The 22056-nt window shown below is 73.5% G+C and carries 19 protein-coding genes; 3 read left to right on the forward strand and 16 right to left on the reverse strand.

From position 1 onward, the window contains the following. Positions 1-190: 190 nt before the first annotated feature. The 4 genes from ald to OG338_RS04610 all read right to left on the reverse strand — a co-directional run bounded on the left by ald (position 191) and on the right by OG338_RS04610 (position 6108). Positions 191-1306 carry an alanine dehydrogenase gene (ald, locus tag OG338_RS04595; RefSeq protein ID WP_405936091.1) on the reverse strand — a complete coding sequence of 372 codons (1116 nt, stop codon included), beginning with the start codon at positions 1304-1306 and terminating at the stop codon, positions 191-193. A gap of 142 nt (positions 1307-1448) precedes the next feature. Next, complete coding sequence (locus OG338_RS04600) at positions 1449-3512, reverse strand: tetratricopeptide repeat protein (RefSeq protein ID WP_405936092.1); 2064 nt, start codon at positions 3510-3512, stop codon at positions 1449-1451. Positions 3513-3717: 205 nt separating this feature from the next. Next, a complete protein-coding gene (locus OG338_RS04605; protein ID WP_405936093.1) occupies positions 3718-4344 on the reverse strand; it encodes an NUDIX domain-containing protein in 627 nt (208 codons plus the stop codon). A 90-nt stretch (positions 4345-4434) separates the two neighbouring features. After that, positions 4435-6108: a CTP synthase gene (locus OG338_RS04610; protein ID WP_405936094.1), complete on the reverse strand. Its 1674-nt coding sequence runs from the start codon at positions 6106-6108 to the stop codon at positions 4435-4437. A gap of 402 nt (positions 6109-6510) precedes the next feature. On the opposite strand from OG338_RS04610, the gene OG338_RS04615 reads away from it, so the two are divergent. Further along, a complete protein-coding gene (locus tag OG338_RS04615; RefSeq protein ID WP_405940317.1) occupies positions 6511-8313 on the forward strand; it encodes a glycoside hydrolase family 15 protein in 1803 nt (600 codons plus the stop codon). 23 nt (positions 8314-8336) lie between these two features. On the opposite strand, the gene OG338_RS04620 is transcribed toward OG338_RS04615, so the two are convergent. From OG338_RS04620 to OG338_RS04645, 6 genes are all read right to left on the reverse strand, one after another. Further along, entirely contained in the window at positions 8337-9221 is an 885-nt protein-coding gene (locus OG338_RS04620; RefSeq protein WP_405936095.1) for a sulfurtransferase, read from the reverse strand. A gap of 9 nt (positions 9222-9230) precedes the next feature. Further along, positions 9231-10316: a glycosyltransferase family 4 protein gene (locus tag OG338_RS04625; RefSeq protein ID WP_405936096.1), complete on the reverse strand. Its 1086-nt coding sequence runs from the start codon at positions 10314-10316 to the stop codon at positions 9231-9233. A gap of 220 nt (positions 10317-10536) precedes the next feature. Next, the gene (gene recN, locus OG338_RS04630) at positions 10537-12282 is read right to left on the reverse strand and encodes a DNA repair protein RecN (protein ID WP_405936097.1); all 1746 of its coding nucleotides are present in this window, start codon (positions 12280-12282) and stop codon (positions 10537-10539) included. 40 nt (positions 12283-12322) lie between these two features. After that, positions 12323-13228 carry an NAD kinase gene (locus tag OG338_RS04635; protein WP_405936098.1) on the reverse strand — a complete coding sequence of 302 codons (906 nt, stop codon included), beginning with the start codon at positions 13226-13228 and terminating at the stop codon, positions 12323-12325. Continuing rightward, positions 13225-14040 carry a TlyA family RNA methyltransferase gene (locus OG338_RS04640; protein WP_405936099.1) on the reverse strand — a complete coding sequence of 272 codons (816 nt, stop codon included), beginning with the start codon at positions 14038-14040 and terminating at the stop codon, positions 13225-13227. The genes OG338_RS04635 and OG338_RS04640 overlap by 4 nt, the downstream gene beginning before the upstream one ends. A 7-nt stretch (positions 14041-14047) precedes the next feature. Next, on the reverse strand, positions 14048-14332 hold the full coding sequence (locus OG338_RS04645) for a hypothetical protein (RefSeq protein WP_405936100.1): 285 nt from the start codon (positions 14330-14332) through the stop codon (positions 14048-14050). Between the two features lie 42 nt (positions 14333-14374). Between OG338_RS04645 and OG338_RS04650 the strand changes: the two genes are divergently transcribed. Next, positions 14375-14722, forward strand: coding sequence for an SCP2 sterol-binding domain-containing protein (locus OG338_RS04650; RefSeq protein WP_405936101.1), 348 nt, complete (start codon positions 14375-14377; stop codon positions 14720-14722). Positions 14723-14730: 8 nt separating this feature from the next. On the opposite strand, the gene OG338_RS04655 is transcribed toward OG338_RS04650, so the two are convergent. From OG338_RS04655 to OG338_RS04670, 4 genes are all read right to left on the reverse strand, one after another. Next, the gene (locus tag OG338_RS04655) at positions 14731-15564 is read right to left on the reverse strand and encodes an ABC transporter ATP-binding protein (protein WP_405936102.1); all 834 of its coding nucleotides are present in this window, start codon (positions 15562-15564) and stop codon (positions 14731-14733) included. Between the two features lie 68 nt (positions 15565-15632). Next, positions 15633-16706: a FecCD family ABC transporter permease gene (locus tag OG338_RS04660; protein WP_405936103.1), complete on the reverse strand. Its 1074-nt coding sequence runs from the start codon at positions 16704-16706 to the stop codon at positions 15633-15635. Then, complete coding sequence (locus OG338_RS04665) at positions 16703-17662, reverse strand: FecCD family ABC transporter permease (RefSeq protein WP_405936104.1); 960 nt, start codon at positions 17660-17662, stop codon at positions 16703-16705. Before OG338_RS04665 ends, OG338_RS04660 begins: the two co-directional genes overlap by 4 nt. Before the next feature lie 150 nt (positions 17663-17812). Continuing rightward, complete coding sequence (locus OG338_RS04670; protein WP_405936105.1) at positions 17813-18838, reverse strand: HAD-IIA family hydrolase; 1026 nt, start codon at positions 18836-18838, stop codon at positions 17813-17815. A 71-nt stretch (positions 18839-18909) separates the two neighbouring features. Between OG338_RS04670 and OG338_RS04675 the strand changes: the two genes are divergently transcribed. After that, positions 18910-20190: a DUF1015 family protein gene (locus tag OG338_RS04675; protein ID WP_405936106.1), complete on the forward strand. Its 1281-nt coding sequence runs from the start codon at positions 18910-18912 to the stop codon at positions 20188-20190. A 50-nt stretch (positions 20191-20240) separates the two neighbouring features. On the opposite strand, the gene OG338_RS04680 is transcribed toward OG338_RS04675, so the two are convergent. Together OG338_RS04680 and OG338_RS04685 are read right to left on the reverse strand one after the other, a co-directional pair. Next, positions 20241-20993 (reverse strand): tetratricopeptide repeat protein, encoded by a 753-nt coding sequence (locus tag OG338_RS04680; RefSeq protein WP_405940318.1) that lies wholly within the window; start codon positions 20991-20993, stop codon positions 20241-20243. After that, entirely contained in the window at positions 20930-22003 is a 1074-nt protein-coding gene (locus tag OG338_RS04685) for a hypothetical protein (RefSeq protein WP_405940564.1), read from the reverse strand. Before OG338_RS04685 ends, OG338_RS04680 begins: the two co-directional genes overlap by 64 nt. Between the last annotated feature and the right edge of the window lie 53 nt (positions 22004-22056).

Here is a 22056-nt window from a genome sequence, read left to right on the forward strand (position 1 = left end):
GGCAATCGAACGCCCCGCTGTCAAGGGCGCGCACCCCTCGCTGCACACTTTTCCCGAGTGTACGAAACGGTTAAATGGTTACGTTCAAGACGAGTTGCCCGGGGCGCGCGCGGCCCCGGCATGCGTCCGGCCGGACCTTGACGACAAGGTCCGGCCGGACGCACGGAGTTGACGAAGCGGTTGACCCGGGTCAGCCGATGAGCGTGTTCAGGTCGATGTGGTCGAGGCCGTGCGCTTCGGCCACCTCGCGGTAAACGACCTGTCCGTCATGGGTGTTGAGGCCCTTGGCGAGCGCGGCGTCCCGGCGCAGCGCCTCGGCCCAGCCCCGGTTGGCGAGCTCCACGATGTAGGGCAGCGTCGCGTTGGTGAGGGCGTACGTGGAGGTGTTGGGCACCGCGCCGGGCATGTTCGCGACGCAGTAAAAAACCGAGTCGTGGACCCGGAAGGTCGGCTCGGCGTGCGTCGTGGGGTGCGAGTCCTCGAAGCAGCCGCCCTGATCAATTGCAATGTCGACAAGTACACTTCCGGGCTTCATCTTGGCGACGAGCTCGTTGGTGACCAGCTTCGGGGCCTTGGCGCCGGGGATCAGCACGGCACCGACGACCAGGTCGGCCTCGACCACGGCCTTCTCCAGTTCGAAGGCGTTGGAGACGACGGTCTGCACCTTGGTGCCGAAGACCTTGTCCGCCTCGCGGAGCTTGTTGATGTCCTTGTCGAGCAGCGTGACGTGGAAGCCGAGGCCCACGGCGATCTGGGTGGCGTTCCAGCCGGAGACACCGCCGCCGATGACGACGGCACGGCCGGCCGCCGTACCGGGGACGCCGCCCGGCAGCACGCCGCGGCCGCCGGCCGAGCGCATCAGGTGGTACGCGCCGACCTGCGGGGCCAGCCGGCCCGCGACCTCGGACATCGGGGCGAGCAGCGGCAGCGCGCGGTTGGCCGTCTCGACGGTCTCGTACGCGATGGCGGTGGTGCCCGACTCCAGGAGCGCGTCGGTGCACTCGCGGGAGGCCGCGAGATGCAGGTACGTGAAGAGGGTCTGGCCCTTGCGGAGGCGGTGGTACTCCTCGGCGACCGGCTCCTTGACCTTGAGCAGCAGGTCGGCGGCGGCCCAGACCTCGTCGGCGGTGGGCAGGATCTCCGCCCCGGCCGCGACGTACTCCTCGTCCGTGATGGAGGAGCCCGCTCCGGCGTTCCGCTCGACGACGACCTGGTGGCCGTGGCGGACGAGCTCATGCACACCGGCAGGCGTGATCGCCACGCGGAACTCGTTGTTCTTGACTTCGCGGGGGATGCCGACCTTCATGTCGATCACGGTCCTTGGCTCAGAGGATAATCCGGGCACAGCAATGCAAACAGGGTGGATGCATCACATGTGAAGGCACCGCGAACGGCCGCGGTACAGCCAGTCTAATGAAGGACTTCTCGCTGTCTAGCCTTGCAAAGCATTATTTTTCCATGGAAGCGCTATTGGTTTCGCAGGTCGCACCCGCTTCGCCCAGCAATCTGTCGGCCGCGCCCCGGTGCAGCCCCGCCGCCGCGGGGTCACCGAGCCGGTCCAGGGTGTCCGCCAGCCGCAGCTCCAGCGCCGCCTGAAGGCGTACGTCCCCGGCCCGCCGCGCCCACTCCACCGCCTCCCGGCAGGTGCGCAGCGACTCCCGCGGCCGGCCCGCGTACTCCTGGACCCGGGCCATCTCGCTGAGCGCCCGCGCCTGGGCCGCGAGGTCGCCGAGCCTGCGGTGGCCCGCCGCGGCGGCCCGCCAGTCCCGCAGCGCCTCGCCGTACCGCCCGGCGTAGGCGTGGACGGTGCCGAGCCGCCCGTACAGGCGCGCCGCGTCGGCCGCCTCGCCCTGGGTGAGGCGCTGGGCGAGCGCCCGCCCGTACCAGTCGGAGGCCCGGTGGTAGTCGCCCAGCTCCGCGTAGGCGCCGCCCACGGACTCCATGGCCCGCCCGGTGGCGTACGGGTCCTTCGCGGCCCGGCCGGCGTCCAGCGCGTCCCGGTAGCGGGCCAGCGCCTCGCGGGTGCGGCCGGTCCCGGCGTCCAGGTCGGCCAGGTTGAGCAGGGCCGCCGCCCGTTCGCGGGGCAGGTCGCGCCGCTCGGCGACGGCCAGCACCAGACCGTGCAGGGCGTAGAGGTCGGGGGCGGCGGCGTCGGTGCCCTCGTGCGCGGCGAGCGCCCGCACCAGCGCGGCGACCAGGCGGCGAGCCAGCGTGTCCAGCTCCCCGTCCTCGACGGCGACCCGGGCGGCGGCGAGCAGGGCGGGCCTGCGGGCGCGCAGCCAGCCGGCGGCGGTCTCCGGGTCCGGGAAGCGCAGGGTGCGCGGGAGGCCGGCCAGCTTGCGGCGGGACGGCGAGCCCTCGGGGTCCGTGACGGCGCGGCAGGACTGGAGCAGGCGCACGGTGCGCTCCAGCATCCTGGCCCGGGCGAGCTGGATCTCGGCGGGGCGGTCCCGGTCCTCAAGGAGCGCCCGCAGCAGCCCGGCGAGGCAGCCCGGGACCTCGTACTGCGGTTCGCCGGTGCCCTCGCGGCGCAGCAGGCCGAGGGTCACGAAGTCGTCCAGGGTGGTCCGGGCGGCCGAGACGGAGCAGCCGGCCAGCGCGGAGGCGGTGTGGGCGTCGGCGAGACCGCCTGGGGCGAGCGAGAGCAGTCGCAGTATCCGGGCGGGGGTGGCTGGCAGCGAGTCGTGGACGAGGCGGAAGGCGCGGGTCAGCGGGCGTGTCCCGGCGGGCAGTTCGGGGTCGTCCGGCAGCTCGCGCAGCTGCCGCCCGGCGTCGGCCACCGAGGCGGTCGGGCGGGCGGCGAGCCAGCCGCCGATGAGGACCAGGGCGGCCGGCTGCCCGCCGCACTCCTCGGCCACGGTCTGGGCGGTCAGCGGGTCGACGGTGATCCTGACCTGGCCGGTGGAGCGGCCGAGGAGCTGGACGGCGGAGCCCGCGTCCAGGCCGCCGATGGTGCAGGGCCGGACGCCGGGGATGCCGGTGAGCGGGCCCTCGGACGTGGCGACGACGAGGCAGTCCGGGTTGTCGGGGAGGAGCGGGTCGACCTGTTCGGCGTCGGCCGCGTCGTCCAGGAGGAGCAGCACCCGGCGGACGGCCAGGGCCTCGCGGACCATCTCGGTCAGCTCGTCGGCGTCGGCGCCGGGCGGTCCGGTCAGGCCGAGCCGGCCGAGGAGGTCGCGGGCGGCGCGCTCCGGAGGGACCGGGCCGCCGCCGGTCTCGGCGAGCCGGACGTGGAGCAGCCCGTCGGGGTAGTCGCCGGTTCCGAGGAGCCGGCGGGCGAGTTCGGAGGCGAGCGCGGTGCGGCCGGAGCCGGGGCGTCCGGCGATCAGGAGGACCCGGGCGCGGGCGCTGCGGCGGCCGGCCATCGTGTCGAGTCCGGCGCGCTCGATGTCGTCGCGCAGTTCCTTCAACTCGCGTTCGCGGCCGAAGAAACGGGCCGGTTCGGGGGCGGGCGGCTCCTCGGTCCCCGCTGCCTCGGCCGGGCCGCTGGTGTCCACCGCCTGATCCGTCACGGGCCACGCTCCACTTCGCTGCACGCGTCGCCCTGCGGGACTCCGGTCAGGGCATTCGAAGCGTAGTTCAGGCAGATGGCCGGAGAAGGGGGAGCACGACCCGGGCATCCCCCGATCGGATCAGCAGTTTTTACGATCGGAGGGTGCGCGGGAGTGACCGTACGGGCGGCCCCATCGACCGCCCCGCACGGTTTCAGACGGTTCGTCAGGCTTCGAAGGGGCGGGCCGGCCAGGGCGCCTCGGCGGGGCGCAGCGCGTCGACGCCGTCGCCCGCGAGGGCCGCGGTGAGTGCGAGCACGCCCACGACCAGGCAGCTGTTGTGCAGCTCACCGGCGAGCACCTTGCGTACGAGGTCCTGGAGCGGCACCCGGGCCAGCTCCATGTCGGCCTCCTCCTCGGCGACCTCGAAGCGCTCGCCCTCCGCCTCGGAGACGTCCCGGGCGAGGAAGACGCGTACGGCCTCGTCGGAGCCGCCGGGCGAGGTGTAGATGTCGGTGAGCACCCGCCAGTCCTCGGCCTTGACGTGCGCCTCCTCGTACAGCTCGCGCTGCGCGGCGTGCAGCGGGTTCTCGCCGGGCACGTCGAGCAGCCCGGCGGGGAGCTCCCACAGCTTGTGGCGGACCGGGTGGCGGTACTGGCGCAGGACGAGGACGCGGCCCTCATCGTCCAGCGCGAGCACGGCGACCGAGCCGGGGTGCACCTGGTAGTCGCGGTGCGCGACCGTACCGTCGGGCATCTCGACGTCGTCGGACCGGACGCCGGTCTTCTTCCCCCGGAACGGGGTCGCGCTCGCGGTGACCCGCCATTCCTCGGGCGTGTCCTGGAAACCCATCTGCGTCCTCCCACGAAAAACGGTGACCGGGGCCCGCGTCCCTGTTCGGACGCGCGCCCCGGTCAACCGTAACGCCTGCGGAGGTACCGCCTACTTGCCCTGCTCGCCCCCGGCCGCGGCGCCCGTCCTGCGGGCGACGGCGGCCTTCACCAGGCCGGCGAAGAGCGGGTGCGGGCGGGTCGGCCGGGAGCGCAGCTCCGGGTGCGCCTGGGTGGCGACGAGGTACGGGTGGACCTCGCGCGGGTACTCGACGTACTCGACCAGCTTGTTGTCCGGCGAGGTGCCCGAGAAGACCAGGCCGGCCTTCTTCTCCAGCTCGGCGCGGTAGGCGTTGTTGACCTCGTAGCGGTGGCGGTGGCGCTCCTCCACGTACGGCTGGTCCTCGTACGCCTCGCGGACCAGCGAGCCCTCGGCGAGCTTCGCCGGGTACAGGCCCAGCCGCATGGTGCCGCCCAGGTCACCGGCGCCCTCGACGTACGCGAGCTGCTCCTCCATGGTCGAGATGACCGGGTGCGAGGTCGCGGCGTCGAACTCGGTGGAGTTGGCGTCGGGGATCTCGGCGAGGTTGCGGGCCGCCTCGATCACGATGCACTGGAGGCCCAGGCAGAGGCCGAGCAGCGGCACCTTGTTCTCGCGGGCGTACTGGATCGCGCCGACCTTGCCGACGACACCGCGCTCGCCGAAGCCGCCGGGGATGCAGATCGCGTCGACACCGGCCAGGGCCTGCTGCGCGCCGGCCGGGGTCTTGCAGTCGTCGGACGCGACCCACTCGACCTTGACCCGGGCCCTGTTGGCGAAGCCGCCGGCCCGGATGGCCTCGGTGACCGAGAGGTAGGCGTCGGGCAGGTCGATGTACTTGCCGACCAGGGCGACGGTGACCTCGTGGTCGGGGTTGTGGACGCGGTCCAGCAGGTCGTCCCAGGTGGTCCAGTCGACGTCCCGGAACGGCAGGTCGAGCTTGCGCACGACGTAGGCGTCCAGGCCCTCGGTGTGCAGCACCTTGGGGATGTCGTAGATCGACTTGGCGTCCACGCAGGCCACCACGGCGGCCTCGTCCACGTCGCACATCAGCGAGATCTTGCGCTTGATGGCGGTCGGCACGTCGCGGTCGGCGCGCAGCACGATCGCATCCGGCTGAATACCGATGTTGCGCAGGGCGGCCACGGAGTGCTGGGTGGGCTTGGTCTTCAGCTCGCCGGAGGGGCCGATGTAGGGCAGCAGCGAGATGTGCACGACGAAGACGTTGTCCCGGCCGACCTCGTGGCGGACCTGGCGGACGGTCTCCAGGAACGGCAGCGACTCGATGTCGCCGACGGTGCCGCCGACCTCGGTGATGACCACGTCGACGTCGTCGGTGGCCATGCGGCGGATGCGGTGCTTGATCTCGTTGGTGATGTGCGGGATGACCTGCACGGTGTCGCCCAGGTACTCGCCGCGCCGCTCCTTGGCGATGACCTGCGAGTAGACCTGGCCGGTGGTGACGTTGGCCGAGCCGTCGAGGTCGACGTCGAGGAAGCGCTCGTAGTGGCCGATGTCGAGGTCCGTCTCCGCGCCGTCGTTGGTCACGAAGACCTCGCCGTGCTGGAACGGGTTCATCGTGCCGGGGTCGACGTTCAGGTACGGGTCGAGCTTCTGCATGGTGACCCGGAGGCCGCGCGCCTTGAGCAGGGCGCCGAGGCTGGAGGCAGTCAGACCCTTGCCGAGGGAAGAGGCGACACCCCCGGTGACGAAGATGTGCTTGGTCGTCGTGGATGTGGGCTGCATAGCCAAAGGGGGCTCCCGTGGTCGCGATCATGAGGTGCGTACCGGCTTGCCGTCCGGAAGATTCCGGAGATGCCGTCGCTGCGGTTCGGGGGCCTCGTCCGCTCTCGCCGACGACCACCGGTCCACGGGCTACCAGGGTATCAGCGACAGGGGGAGACTGCTTCCGGCCACCGGTCCGCGAGCGCGGCGCGAGCCGCATATGCCTCTCGCACCTTGCTCAATCCGACCACTCCGGTTGCAAGAGGGTCGCGCGGATCACCCGGCTGCGTCGTATCCTGCTCGGACCCTCGCTCGGGCGAGGCCGAAAGTTCGCAGGTCCCCCCACCACAACCCCTTGCGACAACCTCTTGACCCGCAGTAAGCGCCCCACGGGGCGACATGGCCGTTCGACTGGAGATGCACGTGGCCGGGCGCATCGAGGATTACGCACTCATCGGAGACATGCAGACCGCAGCCCTGGTCTGCCGGGACGGCACAGCCGACTGGCTTTGCCTGCCCCGCTTCGATTCACACGCCATTTTCGCGGGCCTGCTGGGCACCGAGGAACACGGCTTCTGGCGACTGGGGCCGGCCCGCCCCGAGGGCACGGAGCCGCCCGCGGCCGACCGCCGCCGCTATCGCGGGGACTCCCTCATCCTCGAATCGGAGTGGGACACGCCGCGCGGCACGGTCAGAGTGACCGACTTCATGCCGCCGCGCGACGGCGCACCGCAGCTGATCCGGATCGTGGAGGGCGTCAGCGGCCGGGTGCCGATGCGCTCGGAGCTGCGGATGCGGTTCAGCTACGGCCGCGTCACCCCCTGGGTGCACAAGGTGGACTCACGTACGGTCGCCGTCGCGGGCCCGGACTCGGTGTGGCTGGACACCCCCGCCGACACCTATGGCGAGAACCTGACGACGTACTCCGACTTCACCGTCTCCCCCGGTGACCGGATCGCGTTCACCATCAGCTGGCAGCCCTCGCACCACGAGCCGCCCGCGCTCCCGGACCCGGACGGCTCGCTGGAGGCGACCGCGGACTTCTGGCGCGAGTGGGTCGAACAGTGCACGTACCACGGCCCCTACCGCGAGGCCGTGGTCCGCTCGCTGATCACGCTGAAGGCCCTGACGTACGCGCCGACCGGCGGCATCGTCGCCGCGCCGACCACCTCGCTGCCCGAGGACATCGGCGGCTCCCGGAACTGGGACTACCGCTACACCTGGCTGCGCGACGCCGCGATCACCCTCTCCTCGCTGCTGCGCACCGGCTACCGCGAGGAGGCCCGCGCCTGGCGCGAGTGGCTGCTGCGCGCGGTGGCCGGCGACCCGGAGAACCTCCAGATCATGTACGGGATCGCGGGCGAACGGGAGCTGGGCGAGGCGGAGCTGGAGTGGCTGCCTGGTTACGAGGGCTCCGCCCCGGTCCGGGTCGGCAACGGCGCCGCGGGCCAGCTCCAGCTGGACGTCTACGGCGAGGTCACCGAGGCGCTGCACCTGGCGCACATGACGGGCCTGGCCCGCAACGACTACGCCACCGGGCTCCAGCTCAAGCTGATCGAGTACCTGGAGAAGCACTGGAACGAGCCGGACGAGGGCATCTGGGAGGTGCGCGGGCCGCGCCGCCACTTCGTGCACTCCAAGGTGATGGCCTGGGTCGCGGTCGACCGGACCATCAAGCTCATCGAGTCCGGCGACGCGGAGGGCCCGGTCGAGCGGCTGCACGAGCTGCGCGACGAGATCCACCGGGACGTCTGCGAGCGGGGTTACGACCCCGAGCGCAACACCTTCACCCAGTCCTACGGGTCGAAGGAGCTGGACGCCTCGCTGCTGCTCATCCCGCAGATGGGCTTCCTGCCCCCCGACGACAAGCGGGTCATCGGCACCATCGAGGCGATCCAGCGGGAGCTGGCCACGGAGGACGGCTTCGTCCTGCGCTACCCGACCGCGGGCGACGACGCGGGGGTGGACGGCCTGGAGGGCGACGAGGGCGCGTTCCTGGCCTGCTCGTTCTGGCTGGCGGACGACCTCGCGATGATCGGCCGGGTGGACGAGGCGCGCCGGCTGTTCGAACGGCTGCTGTCCCTCCGCAACGACCTGGGCCTGCTGGCCGAGGAGTGGGACGCCCGGCTCCAGCGCCAGGTGGGCAACTTCCCGCAGGCGTTCAGCCATGTCCCGCTGATCGACACGGCCCTGCGCCTGACGGCGAGCGGGGCGTACGTGGGCTGACGGACGCGGACCGGCCCGTCGCCCTACGGGCCCGTCACGACGGGCCGGTCCGCCGGGTCCGCCACCGGCAGCCCCCACTCGCTCCACGATCCGTCGTACACCGTCAGGTCCCGGTATCCGGCCAGCTCGGCCCCCAGCGCGAGGACGCAGGCGGTCACCCCGGACCCGCAGCTGAAGTACAGCCGCTCGCGGTCACCCGCCGCACCGGCGAACGCCGCGCGCAGCTCGTCGGGGGCCCGCATCCGCCCCTCGTCCTGAAGCCGGCCGAACGGCAGGCTGACGGCCCCCGGCATATGGCCGCCGCGCAGCCCGGCCCGCGGCTCGGGCTCCGTGCCCTCGAACCGCCCCCGGGTCCTGGCGTCGAGCACCGCCGCGTCCGGGTCGGCCAGCGCCCGGGCCACCTCACCGGCGCCGGTGAGGAGCCCGGGCCGGGGCCGGGCCGTGAAGTCCCCGCGCCCGGCGGCCGGTCCGGGCGCGCCCTCGGTGACGGGCAGTCCGGCGGCGGTCCAGGCGGGCAGGCCCCCGTCCAGGACGGCGGCCCGGTCGAAGCCCATGGCCCGGAGCATCCACCAGGCCCGGGCGCTGGAGTAGATCCCGGCCGCGTCGTACACGATGACGGTGTCCGTGTCGTCGAGGCCGAGCGCCCGCATCTCCTCGGTGAACCGGGCGGCGTCCGGCATGGTGTGCGGCACCGGCGCCGCGGGGTCGGAGAGCGCGCCGTCGATGTCGAAGACCCCGGCCCCCGCGATCCGCGTCCCGCTCCCCCGGTGCACGCCGACCGACGCGTCGAACACCCGCAGCCCGGGGGCGCCGATGCGCGCGGCGAGCCAGCCCACGGAGACGAGCGGGCCGGGCAGCTCGCCGACCGCGATGCCCTCGTCCCCGTACCCCTGTGTTTCCTCGTTCATGCACCCTCCTCAGCGGGCCGGCGGCTGGGCCAGCTCGTCGTACACGGCGAGCACCTGGGCCACCGTGTCGTCCTCGGTCGGCCAACTCGCCGCCTGCCGCAGGCCATCGGCGGCCAGCCGGTCCCGCTCGGCCGGGTCGCCGAGCAGCCGGGCCACCTCGGCGGCCAGCGCCTCGCCGTCCGCGTACGGCACCAGGACGGCGGCGTCCCCCACGAGTTCGGGCGTGCCGCCGACCGCCGTGGCGACCAGCGGCACCCCGGCCCGTAGCGCCTGCTGGGCGGAGGTCGAGCGGGACTCCCAGCGGCTGGGCAGGACGGCGACGTCGGCGGCGGCCAGCAGGGCGGCGGCGTCGGACCGGTCGCCGAGCAGTTCGACGGGCAGGCCCTCGGCCGTGATCCGCCGCCGCAGCGCCGCCCGCTCCCGCCCCTCGCCGACGACGGCCACCAGTGGTACGGGGTCGAGCAGCCGCCACAGGGCAGCCGCGTCGAGCAGCGTGTCGTAGCCGTGATGCGGTACGAGCGTGCCGAGCGCCACGATCAACGGCCGCTCCACCGCGCCCAGTTCGGCGCGGACCTTGGCGGCGGGCGGTCCGGCCGGGCGCGGGGTCCGGGGGGCGGCGACGGGCGCGAGCCGGGCGTCTCGGGCGCCCCGGGCGCGCGCCCGGTCGACCAGGTCGGACGAGGTGGCGAGCACGACGGCCGCCGCTCGGACGGCCCTGCGCTCCAGGAGGTGCAGCAGCCGGCGGCGGGCTCCTTCGGCGTGGGCCCGGGTGTGCCAGGTGACGACCAGTGGGACGGGCCTGCGGCCGATCGCCAGGGCGGCCCGCACGGCGGCGTGCAGTCCGTGTGCGTGGACGACGTCCGCGTCGGCGCAGGCGGCGCGCAGGGCGGCGACGGCCGCCGGGTCGCTGCGCCGGGGCACGGGCGCGAAGTGGGCGCCGGTGGCGGCGAAGTCGTGGACGCGGTCCAGTCCGGCGGGCGCACAGACGGTGACCCGCACGCCCCGGGCGACCAGCCCGGCGGCCAGCGAGCCGGCGTGCGTGCTGCTGCCGGCACTGCCGCCGCCGAGTACCTGGACCGTGCGCAGCTGTGACACGTCGATTGGCTCCCGGGGCTCCCGAGTCGGGGGTACGAACATCGCCAAGGATGCCAGTTCCGTACGCACGTTCCGGCACGACGGAACCGTAACTCCGGGGCCCACCACGACAAATCGGACGGCCGACACCACCCGCACGGGTGAAAGTGTGTACGGCATCACGACACCTGTACGGCGGGCGTGACGGCCGGGGCGCACGGACGCGCCCCGGCCGTGACGACTATCCGTTCGCGCGGGCCGTGGCGAGCAGTTCCTCGGCGTGGGCGCGGGCCGTCTCGGAGTCCTCCTGGCCCGCGAGCATCCGGGACAGCTCCCGCACCCGGTCCTCGCCCTCCAGGACGGTGACCCCGCTGCTGGTCACCGAGCCGTCCACGGTCTTCTCGACCAGCAGCTGCCGGTCGGCGAACGCGGCCACCTGCGGCAGGTGCGTGACGACGACGACCTGGGCGGACTTCGCCAGCTTCGCGAGCCGCCGCCCGACCTCGACGGCCGCCTTGCCGCCGACGCCCGCGTCGACCTCGTCGAAGAGATACGTGGGCACCGGGTCGGAGCCCGCGAAGACCACCTCGACCGCGAGCATCACCCGGGACAGCTCGCCGCCCGAGGCGCCCTTGGCGATGGGCCGGGGCTGGGCGCCGGGGTGCGGGGCGAGGAGCAGTTCGACCTCGTCGGCGCCGGACGGGCCGTAGGCCACATCGCGGCCGCCGATCTCGATGCCGGACGCCTCGTCCGGTGCCTCGGTCTGCCGGATGTCGAAGGACACCCGGGCGTGCGGCATGGCCAGGGACGCCAGCTCCTCGGTCACCGCCTCCGCGAAGGACGCGGCGGCGGCCGTCCGGGCGTCGGTCAACGCCTGCCCGAGGCCCGAGAGTTCGGTGCGCAGCGCGTCCCGCTCGGCGGTCAGCTCCCCGATCCGGTCGTCGTCGCCCTCCAGCTCCGTGAGCCGGTCCGCGCCCTCCTGCGCCCAGGCGAGTACGGCGGTGATGTCCTCCCCGTACTTGCGGGTGAGGGCGGTGAGCGCGGCGCGCCGCTCCTCGACGGCGGCGAGCCGCAACGGGTCGGCGTCCAGCTGGTCCGCGTAACCGGAGAGTTCACCCGAGACGTCGGCGAGCAGGATGGAGATCTCGCCGACCCGGTCCGCGAGCGAGGCGAGCGCCGGGTCGTGCGAGCGCACCCCGTCGAGGGCCTGCCGGGCGGCGGCCACCACGGTCGTGGCGTCCAGGGCCTCCGGGTCCTCCGGGTTGCCGGCCAGCGCGGTGTGCGCGAGGGCGGCGGCGGAGGCGAGCGCGTCGGCGTGGCCGAGCCGCTGGGCCTCGGCGGCCAGCTCGGTGTCCTCCCCGGGCAGGGGTTCGACGGCGGCGATCTCGTTCAGCCCGAAGCGCAGCAGGTCGGCCTCCTGGGCGCGTTCGCGGGCGCGCGTCGTCAGCTCGTCCAGCTCCGCCGCGACGTCCCGCAGCCGCCGGTAGGCCGCCGCGTACTTGGCGAGCGGCACGGCGACGCCGTCGCCCGCGTACCGGTCGAGGGCCTGGCGCTGCCGGGCGGGCTTGAGCAGGCCCTGCTGGTCGGTCTGGCCGTGCACGGCGACGAGTTCGTCGGCCAGCTCGGCCAGCACGCCCACGGGCACGGATCTGCCGCCGAGGTGCGCCCGGGAGCGCCCTTCGGCGGAGACGGTGCGGCTGATGAGCAGCGCCCCGTCCTCGATCTCGGCCCCGGCCTCCTCGGCACGCAGCGCCACCGCGTCGCCGCCGGCCACCGTGATCCGGCCCTCGACCACCGCGGCCTTGGCGCCGATCCGCACCAGGGCGGGGTCGGCGCGCCCGCCGAGCAGCAGCCCCAGGCTGGTGACGACCATGGTCTTGCCGGCGCCGGTCTCACCCGTCACCGCGGTGAAACCGGGTGACAGCTCCACCACCGCGTCGTCGATGACCCCGAGCGACCGTATCCGCATCTCCTCCAACACGGACATGACCATACGAGGTTTCCCGGCCCGCGTGCACACGGGCGGGTCAGTGGGGCGCGCCCCGCCATCCCGAGACGGGCAGCGCGAATTTGGCGACGAGGCGGTCCGTGAACGACGCCCGGTGCAGCCGGGCCAGCCGGACGGGCACGGCACCGCGCCGCACCTCGACCCGGGCCCCGGAGGGCAGTTCGACGGTCCTGCGCCCGTCGCACCACAGCACCCCGTGCGGGGTGTGCGGCTGGACCTCGACGGCGAGCACCGAGGTGGGCGAGGTCACAAGCGGCTTGGCGAACAGGGCGTGGGCGCTGATCGGGACCATCAGCAGCGCCTCGACCTCCGGCCAGACGACGGGCCCGCCGGCCGAGAAGGCGTACGCGGTCGAGCCGGTGGGCGTCGCGCACACGATGCCGTCGCAGCCGAACCCGGTCACCGGGCGGCCGTCGATCTCCAGGACGACTTCGAGCATCCGCTCGGGCGACACCTTCTGCACGGCCGCCTCGTTGAGCGCCCAGTCGGTGTGGACGACGTCCCCGTTGCTGTGCACCAGGACGTCGATCGTCATGCGCTCCTCGACCGTGTACGCCCGGGTGACGACCCGCTCGACGACCTGGTCGAGGTCGTCGCGCTCGGCCTCGGCGAGGAAGCCGACCCGGCCGAGGTTGACGCCGAGCATGGGCACGCCGGAGGCGCGGGAGAGTTCGGCGCCGCGCAGCAGCGTCCCGTCGCCACCGAGGACGATCAGCAGCTCGCAGCCGTTGAGCACCTCGGGCGTGGCATCGGTGACCGTCTCCACCGACGGGGGCAGCGGCAGATCGGCCGCCTCGGTGGCGAGGACCCGCACCCCCAGGCCGTTGCGCAGCAGCCCCTGCACGACGAGCTCGGCGCTGCGGATCGCGGCCGGGCGGCCGGTGTGCGCGAGAAGAAAGACTGTTCGTGCCTCATGCGTCGTCAACGGGGCCCCTCCGCCACTGCACGGTCGACATCCGCGGGATCGAGTTCCGGTGCTCCGGCCCGCAGCCACAGAAAGTACTCGACGTTCCCGGAGGGCCCCGGCAGCGGGCTCGCGGTCACGCCCCGCACCCCCAGACCCAGCGCCCACGCCCGGCGCGCCACTTCCCGTACCGCCTCGGCGCGCAGCTCGGGGCTGCGCACCACCCCGCCGCTGCCGAGCCGTTCCTTGCCGACCTCGAACTGCGGTTTGACCATGAGCACCAGGTCGGCGCCGGGGGCCGTGCAGCGGACCAGGGCCGGCATCACGAGCCCGAGCGGGATGAACGACAGGTCGCCCACCACCAGGTCGGCCGGTTCGCCGTCGATGGCCTCCAGGGTCAGTTCCCGGACGTTGGTGCGGTCCTTGACGACGACGCGCTCGTCGGACTGGAGCGACCAGGCGAGCTGCCCGTAGCCGACGTCCACGGCGACGACCTGCGCCGCCCCGGCGCGCAGCAGCACATCGGTGAACCCACCGGTGGACGCGCCCGCGTCCAGCGCCCGGCGGCCCTCGACCTCAAGGCCGAGCGGGACGAAGGCGGCGAGGGCGCCGGCCAGCTTGTGGCCGCCGCGCGAGACGTAGTCGGGGTCGCTGTCGTCCTTGGTGACCACGAGGGCGGCGCTGGTCTCGACCTGGGTGGCCGATTTGGTCGCGGTGTTGCCGCCGACGGTCACCCGGCCCGCCGCGATCAGCTGTCCGGCGTGCTCGCGCGACCGGGCCAGCTTGCGGCGTACCAGCTCGGCGTCGAGACGGCGACGGGCGACTCCTGCCACGTTCGGTTCAGCTCCTGTGGTTGTACGGGGGCACCGGTACGGGTGGTCCCGGTGCGGGGGCGGGCCCGGCGTCCAGCGCGCTCAGCGCCTCGCGCAGGCCCCGGTGTACATCCTCGTACACCTCGGTGTGTCCGTCCGCCGCGAGGTGGTCGGCGTCGGCCAGCCGCTCAAGGAGACCGTCCACCTCGGCGCTGCCGGTGGGCGTCCGTACGACTCCGAGGGGCGCCGGCCCCGCGGGCTCGGCCGGCTCCGGCGGGGTGTCCGTCTCGGGCTCGGGCATCGGGTCGCTCATGCGGAAACGCTACCGCGAAGCACTGGGGTAACGTCGATCACGATGGCGACCATGGCGGAGTGCCGCAGCGCACTCGACAGACTTTCCGACAACCTCGCGGGGGCCGACGGCGACGTGCGCCGCGCCGCCGACCTGGACCGCTCGCTGAGCTGCCACATCCGGGACCTGGACCTCACGTTCACCGGCCGCCTCTCCGGCGGCCGCATCCGGGTCCTGGACACGCTGGCGGGTCCACCGCGCGAAAAGGCCGAGATCCGCCTCGCGATGACCGGCGACGACCTGGTCGCCATGGTCGACGGCGACCTGAACTTCGCGAAGGCGTGGGCCTCGGGCCGGGTCCGCCTGGAGGCGGGCTTCAGAGACCTGCTCAAACTCAAATCACTGCTCTAGCGGCACACTCAAGCCCGTCCGGCGCTTGAGGACGTCTTTTCGAAGGCCCCGTGCGCCCCGCGCACCCGCGCAGCGGGTACGACCAACGGCGTCCCCGTCTCCGGGTCCGGAATCACCTGGCACCGCAGCCCGAACACCCGCTCCACCAGCTCCGCGGTGACGATCTCCCCCGGCGCCCCCTCCGCGACGATCTCCCCACCGCGCATCGCGATCAGATGCGTCGCGTACCGCGCCGCGTGGTTCAGGTCGTGCAGGACGGCCACCAGTGTCCGCCCCTGGGTCTCGTGCAGCTCGGCGCACAGGTCCAGCACATCGATCTGGTGCTGGATGTCGAGGTACGTCGTCGGCTCGTCGAGGAGCAGCAGCGGCGTCTGCTGGGCGAGGGCCATCGCGATCCAGACCCGCTGGCGCTGACCGCCGGACAATTCGTCGACATAGCGATCGGCCAGCTCGCCGACGCCCGTGGACGCCATCGACTCCTGGACGACCCGCTCGTCCTCCGGCGACCACTGCCGCAGCAGCCCCTGGTGCGGGTAGCGCCCCCGCGCCACGAGGTCCGCGACCGTGATGCCCTCCGGCGCGATCGAGGACTGCGGCAGCAGGCCCAGCGTCTTGGCGACCTTCTTCGCGGGCAGCCCGTGGATCGACTGCCCGTCGAGCAGCACCCGGCCCCGGCTCGGCCTCAGCATCCGGGAGAGCGCCCGCAGCAGCGTCGACTTGCCGCAGGCGTTCGGGCCGACGATCACGGTGAACGAGTGGTCGGGTATCCCGACCGAAAGGTTCTCCGCGATGACCCGCTGGTCGTATCCGAGGGTCACCGAGTCCGCGGTGAGGCGCTGCATGGTCGTACTCCGGGGGTCGGACGGTCGGCTGTCGGACGGTTGGGAAGAGGCGGCGGGAAAGCGGGCTTTCATATGCGCCCCGCCTTGCGCTCGGTCACCAGCAGCCACACGAGATAGCAGCCGCCGAGCACCCCGGTGACCACCCCCACCGGCAGCTGGCGGTCGCCGAACGCGTCGAGCGCGATCCAGTCGGCCACGAGCAGCAGCGCCGCCCCCATGAACGTCGCGGCCACCAGATTCGGCCCGGTGGACCGGGTCAGCCGGCGCGCCAGCTGCGGGGCGCTCAGCGAGACGAAGGCGATCGGCCCGGCGGCGGCCGTGGCGACGGCGACGAGCAGCACGGCGGCGCCCATGAGGAGGAGGCGGGTGCGTTCCACCCGTACCCCGAGCGCGTACGCCGCGTCGTCGCCCATCTCCATGACGCGCAGGGCCGGCCCGTGCCCGTACACCAGCGGGAGCAGCACGGCGCAGACGACCAGCAGCGGCCAGACCTGCGCCCAGTCGCGGCCGTCGAGCGAGCCGGTCATCCAGACGACGGCACGCGTCGCGTCGACCAGGTTCGCCTTGGTGATCAGGTACTGCGTCGCGGCGGTCAGCATGGCCGCCGCCCCGATCCCCACCAGGACCAGCCGGAAGCCGTGCACCCCGCGCTTCCACGCCAGCAGGTAGACGGCGAGACCGGTGAGCAGGCCGCCGACGACCGCACCGGCCGCGACCTCCTGCGCGCCGCCCTGGAAGAGGACGATCACGGTGAGCGCGCCGACCGTGGCGCCCTGCCCGAAGCCGAGCACGTCCGGGCTGCCGAGCGGGTTGCGGGAGAGGGTCTGGAAAACGGCGCCCCCGACGCCGAGCGCCCCGCCGACGAGCAGTCCGACGAGCACCCGGGGCAGCCGCAGGTCGGTGACGATGAACTCCTGCTGGAAGGTGCCGTGGCCGAAGAGCGTGGTCAGGACCTCGCCGGGGGTCATCGAGAAGTCGCCGCTGCCGATGAGAACGACCGCGGCGCCCGCCGCCACGACGGCCAGGAGCAGGACGACCAGGGCCGCCCGCACGTTCATCCGGAACGAGTAGCCGCCGGCCGTCCGCACGGCCCGTACCGGACGGCCGGCGCGCGCCGTCTCCTTCGTGGTCGTGGCCTTCACAGCTGGGACATCCTCTTGCGTCGTACGAGGTAGATGAAGACGGGCCCGCCGATGAGCGCGGTGACGATGCCGACCTGGAGCTCCGAGGGGCGGGCGATCACCCGGCCGACCACGTCCGCGCCGAGCAGCAGCACCGGGGAGAGCACCGCCGCGTACGGCAGAATCCATCGCAGGTCGGGGCCGGTGAGGGTGCGCACCAGGTGCGGGATCATCAGCCCGATGAAGACGATCGGCCCGCACGCGGCGGTCGCCGCCCCGCAGAGCAGTGTCACCGCGAGCATCGCGAGCACCCGGGTCCGGGTCAGGTTCGCGCCCAGTGACCTGGCCGTGTCGTCACCCATCTCCAGGGCGTTGAGCGGGCGCGCGATGAACACGGTCAGCAGGACGCCCGCCGCGGTGAACGGCCACACCTTGCCGACGGTCTCCGTGTTCGCGGAGGCCAGCGAGCCGACCGTCCAGAACCGCAGCCGGTCCAGCGCCGCCGAGTCCAGCAGCTGTACGGCGTTGACGTACCCGTACAGCGCGGCGGTGACGGCCGTCCCGGCGAGCGCGAGCCGCACCGGGGTGGAGGAGCGGCTTCCGCCGAGGAAGTACACGGCCACCGACACGATCGCGGCGCCCGCGAAAGCGAACCACACATAGCCGGTCAGCGAGGTCACGCCGAAGAAGCTGATCGCGGAGACGACGGCGGCCGAGGCCCCCGCGTTGACACCGAGGATGCCCGGCTCGGCGAGCGGGTTACGGGTCAGCGCCTGCATCACCGCCCCGGCGAGGCCGAGCGCGACGCCCACGAGGAGCCCCAGCACCGTGCGCGGGACGCGGACCTTGCGTACGAGGACGTCGTCGCCGCTGCCCGCGTAGTGGAACAGGCCGTGCCACACGTCGGCGAGCGGCAGCGCCTTGGCGCCGATCCCGATGGACGCGAGACACACGAGGACGAGGACGGCCACGGCCACCAGGAGCCCCGCCGCTCTCGCCGCATGACATCTGCGGGGAGCGGCGGCCTTGTCCGGCGCGGCTATCGGGCCGGAACTGGAATCCGGGGGGCTTTCAACCAACACCCGGTTAGGTTAGCCTACCCAGCCTCGCGGACCCGGGGCCCGGCCTCACCGCCCCAGCCGGGCCACGGCCTTGTCCGCGTCCAGGTCACAGGCCCCGTCCCCGGCGTGCGACCAGGCCGCCGCGCACAGCGCCCGCAGCCCGTCGAGCGGGTCCCCGTCGCCCTCCAGCACGAGCGCACCGCCCCCGGCGGAGGCCGTCCAGCCGCCGCAGCGGAATCCCCCGCCGGCCTCGGTCACCTCGGGCTGTCCGGTGAGCAGCCCGCGCAGATCCGCGTCGATGTACGTCGGCCGGTGCTCGGGCACGGCGGTCACCAGCTGGGCCGCGTCCGTCACCCCGGTGAGCACGAGCAGCGAGTCGACGCCGCCGTTGAACGCCCCCTCGATGTCGGTGTCGAGCCGGTCGCCGACCACCAGCGGCCGTTCCGCGCCGGTGCGCAGCACGGTCTCGCGGTGCATCGGCGGGAGCGGCTTCCCGGCGACCTGGGGCTCGGCGCCGGTGGCGATCCGGACGACCTCGACGGCCGCCCCGTTGCCCGGCGCGATCCCGCGCGCGCCCGGGATCGTCAGGTCGGTGTTGGACGCGAACCAGGGCAGCCCGCGGTTGATCGCGTACGAAGCCTCCGCGAACCGGCCCCACGCCAGGTCCGGGCCGCCGTATCCCTGGACCACCGCGACCGGGTCGTCGTCGGCCGACTCGACGGGTTCGAGGCCGCGTTCCCGCAGCGCGACGCGCAGTCCCTCGCCGCCGATGACCAGGACCCGGGCCCCGGCGGGCAGCTGGTCGGCGACCAGCCGGGCCACGGCCTGCGCCGAGGTGATCACGTCGGCGGGCTCGGCCGGGATGCCCAGCTCGGTGAGGTGCGCGGCCACGACGGCCGGGGTGCGCAGCGCGTTGTTGGTGACGTACGCCAGGTGCATCCCGCCGTCGCGGGCGGTGCCGAGCGCCTCGACGGCGTGGTCGATCGCCTGCCCGCCCGCGTACACGACACCGTCGAGGTCGAGCAGCGCCGTGTCGTACGCCTCGCTCAGCGCGGTACTGCTGCCGCTCGGCCTGGTCCTGCTCGTGCTCATGTTCCGCGCTCCTCTTCGACTGCTTCTCCCCCGATCATCGCGCATCCGTGCACCCCACATACGATGCGTGGATGAACTCACGAGGCACGCCGGACCAGGGACTGCGTCTGCTTCCGTTCCGCGGCCTGCGCTACGTCCCCGAGCGGGTCGGCAGCCTCGCGGCGGTGACCTCTCCCCCGTACGACGTGGTCGTGCGGCCGGACGGGCTGCTGCACCTGGAGTCGGCGGACCCGCACAACATCGTCCGGCTGATCCTGCCGCAGGCCGGCACGGTCGCCGCCCGCAACGCCCGGGCCGCCGCCACCCTGGACGACTGGCTCGCCGAGGGCGTTCTCGCCCCGGACCCCGAGCCCGCCCTGTACGTGTACGAGCAGCGCTCCGACGAAATCCTGCAACGGGGCGTCGTCGGCTCCCTCGCCCTCTCCGGTCCTGCCGAGGGCGTGGTGCTTCCGCACGAGGACGTCATGGCGCATGTGGTCGAGGACCGGGCGGATCTGATGCGCGCCACCGCCGCCCATCTGGAACCGCTGCTGCTGACGTACCGGGGCGACGAGGACACGGCGACGGGGGCGACCGCGGTGGTCGAGCGGACCGTGGAGCGCGAGCCGCTGCTCTGCACGACCACGGAGGACGGCTTCCGCCACCGGCTGTGGGCGGTCACCGATCCCGCCGAACGCGCGGAGATCCAGGCGGATCTGGCCGGACATCAGGCGCTGATCGCGGACGGCCACCACCGCTGGGCCACCTATCTCAGGCTCCAGCAGGAACACACGGACCCGGGCCCCTGGGACTACGGCCTCGTGCTGCTGGTGGACACCGCCCGCTACCCGCTCCGGGTCCGCGCCATCCACCGCCTGCTGCACGGGCTGCCGGTCTCGGACGCGCTGGCCGCGCTGACCGGCCTGTTCCGGATACGGGAGGTGGCGGGGCCGCTTCCGGACGCGATGGATGCCCTGGCCGGGGCGGCCGCCGAGGGCAACGCCTTCCTGCTCGCGGGCGACGGGGGCTTCCATCTGGTCGACCGCCCGGACGAGGCGCTGCTGGCCCGCACGGTCCCGGCGGACCGCCCGGCCGGCTGGCGCACCCTGGACGCGACGGTCCTGCACTCGGCGCTGCTCGACCGGGTGTGGCGCATCCCGGACGACCCGGCGCACATCGCGTACATCCACGACACCGCCGCCGCCGTGGAGCAGGCCGAGCGAAACGGTTCGACGGCGGTGCTGATGCATCCGGTACGCGAGGAGCTCGTCCGGGACCTGGCCCGCCAGGGTGTCACCATGCCCCGCAAGTCGACGTCGTTCGGCCCGAAGCCGGCGACGGGCCTGGTCCTGCGCAGCCTGAACCTGGGCTGAACGCGAAAGAGGGCGGCACCCCCGATCGGGTGCCGCCCTCTTCTCACGCGTTACGCCGGGGACTCGCCGTCCTCGTCGGCGTCGTCCCGGTCCGCCTCGGCGGCGACGGGCTCGGCCTCGTCGTCGTCCAGGGCGTCCACGAACTCGACGCCGTCCAGCTCGGCGAGGCGGTCGGACGCGTCGGTGGCGCCGTCCTTGTCGGCCTCCAGCGCCTTGCCGAACCACTCGCGCGCCTCGTCCTCGCGGCCCGCTTCGAGCAGCGCGTCCGCGTACGCGTAGCGCAGGCGCGGGGTCCACGGGTGCACGGCGTTGGAGGCGAGCTCGGGGCTCTGAAGGGTGACGATGGCGGCGTCGAGCTGCCCCATGTCCCGCCGGGCGCCGGCGGCCACGAGACGCATCTCGACCTGACCGGCCTTGTCCAGCTTCTGCACCTCGGGCTCACCGGCCATCGCCATGGCCTTCTCGGGCCGGCCGAGACCGCGCTCGCAGTCGGCCATGACCGGCCACAGCTCCACGGACCCGGTCATCCGCCGGGCCGCCCGGAACTCCGCCAGAGCCTCCGCGTACTTCTGGGTCGCGTAGGCGGCGAAACCGGCGGCCTCGCGGACGGCTGCGACACGGGAGGCGAGCCGGAGGGCGATGCGCGCGTACGCGTACGCCTGCTCGGGGTCCTCGTCGATGAGCCGGGCCACCATGACGAGGTTCCGCGCAACGTCCTCGGCCAGCGTCTTGGGCAGGCTCAGCAGCTCCTGGCGCACGTCCTGGTCGATCTCGTGACCGGTGACGTCGTCCGGGATGGGCAGCCGCTTGATGGGCTCGCGGTCACGGTCGCGGTCGTCCCGGCGCTCGTAACCGCCCTGCCGGCCGCCGCGGTCGTCGCGGCCGCGGTAACCGCCCCGGTCACGGTCGTCCCGCTGACCGCGGTAGCCACCGCCCCGGTTGTCGTCGCGCCGGGGGCCGCGGTCGCGATCCCGGTCCCGGTCGTCACGACGGAACCCGCCGCCGGACGGACGGCTGTCGTCGCGCCGGGGGCCACGGGGGCGGTCATCGCGGCGGTCGTCACGCCGGTCGTAGCCGTAGCCGCCGGAACGGCCGCCGCGGTCGTCGTCGCGCCGGGGGCCACGGTCCCGGTCGCGGTCCCGGTCGTCACGGCGGAAGCCGCCACGGTCGTCGTCGCGCCGGGGGGCACGGTCGTCGCGACGGAACCCGCCGCCACGGTTGTCATAGCCGCCACCCCGGTCGTCCCGGCGGAACCCGCCGCCGGACGGGCGGTCATCGCGACGGAAGCCGCCGCCACGGTTGTCGTCGTCCCGACGGGGGCCACGAGGCCGGTCATCACGACGGTCGTCCCGGCGGTCGAAACCACCCGGCCGGCCACCACGGTCGTCATCACGACGCGGGTCACGGTCATCGCGACGGAAGCCACCACTGCGGTTGTCACGGTCGTCACGGCGGAACCCACCACCGGAGTTGCCGCCCCGGTCGTCACGGCGGAACCCGCCACGGTCGTCGTCACGGCGGGGGGCACGGTCGTCACGACGGAAGCCACCACCGGACGGGCGGTCATCGCGACGGAAGCCGCCGCCACGGTTGTCGTCGTCCCGACGGGGACCACGAGGCCGGTCATCACGACGGTCGTCCCGGCGGTCATCACGACGGTCGTCCCGGCGGTCGTCCCGGCGGTCATCGCGACGGTCATCGCGACGGTCATAACCACCCGGCCGGCCACCACGGTCATCGTCACGACGCGGGGCACGGTCGTCGCGGCGGAACCCGCCGCCACGGTTGTCGTAGCCGCCACCCCGGTCGTCACGACGGAAGCCACCACCGGACGGGCGGTCATCACGGCGGAACCCACCGCCGGAG

The sequence above is a fragment of the Streptomyces sp. NBC_00726 genome, from assembly GCF_045161735.1.
Lineage (GTDB): Bacteria > Actinomycetota > Actinomycetes > Streptomycetales > Streptomycetaceae > Streptomyces.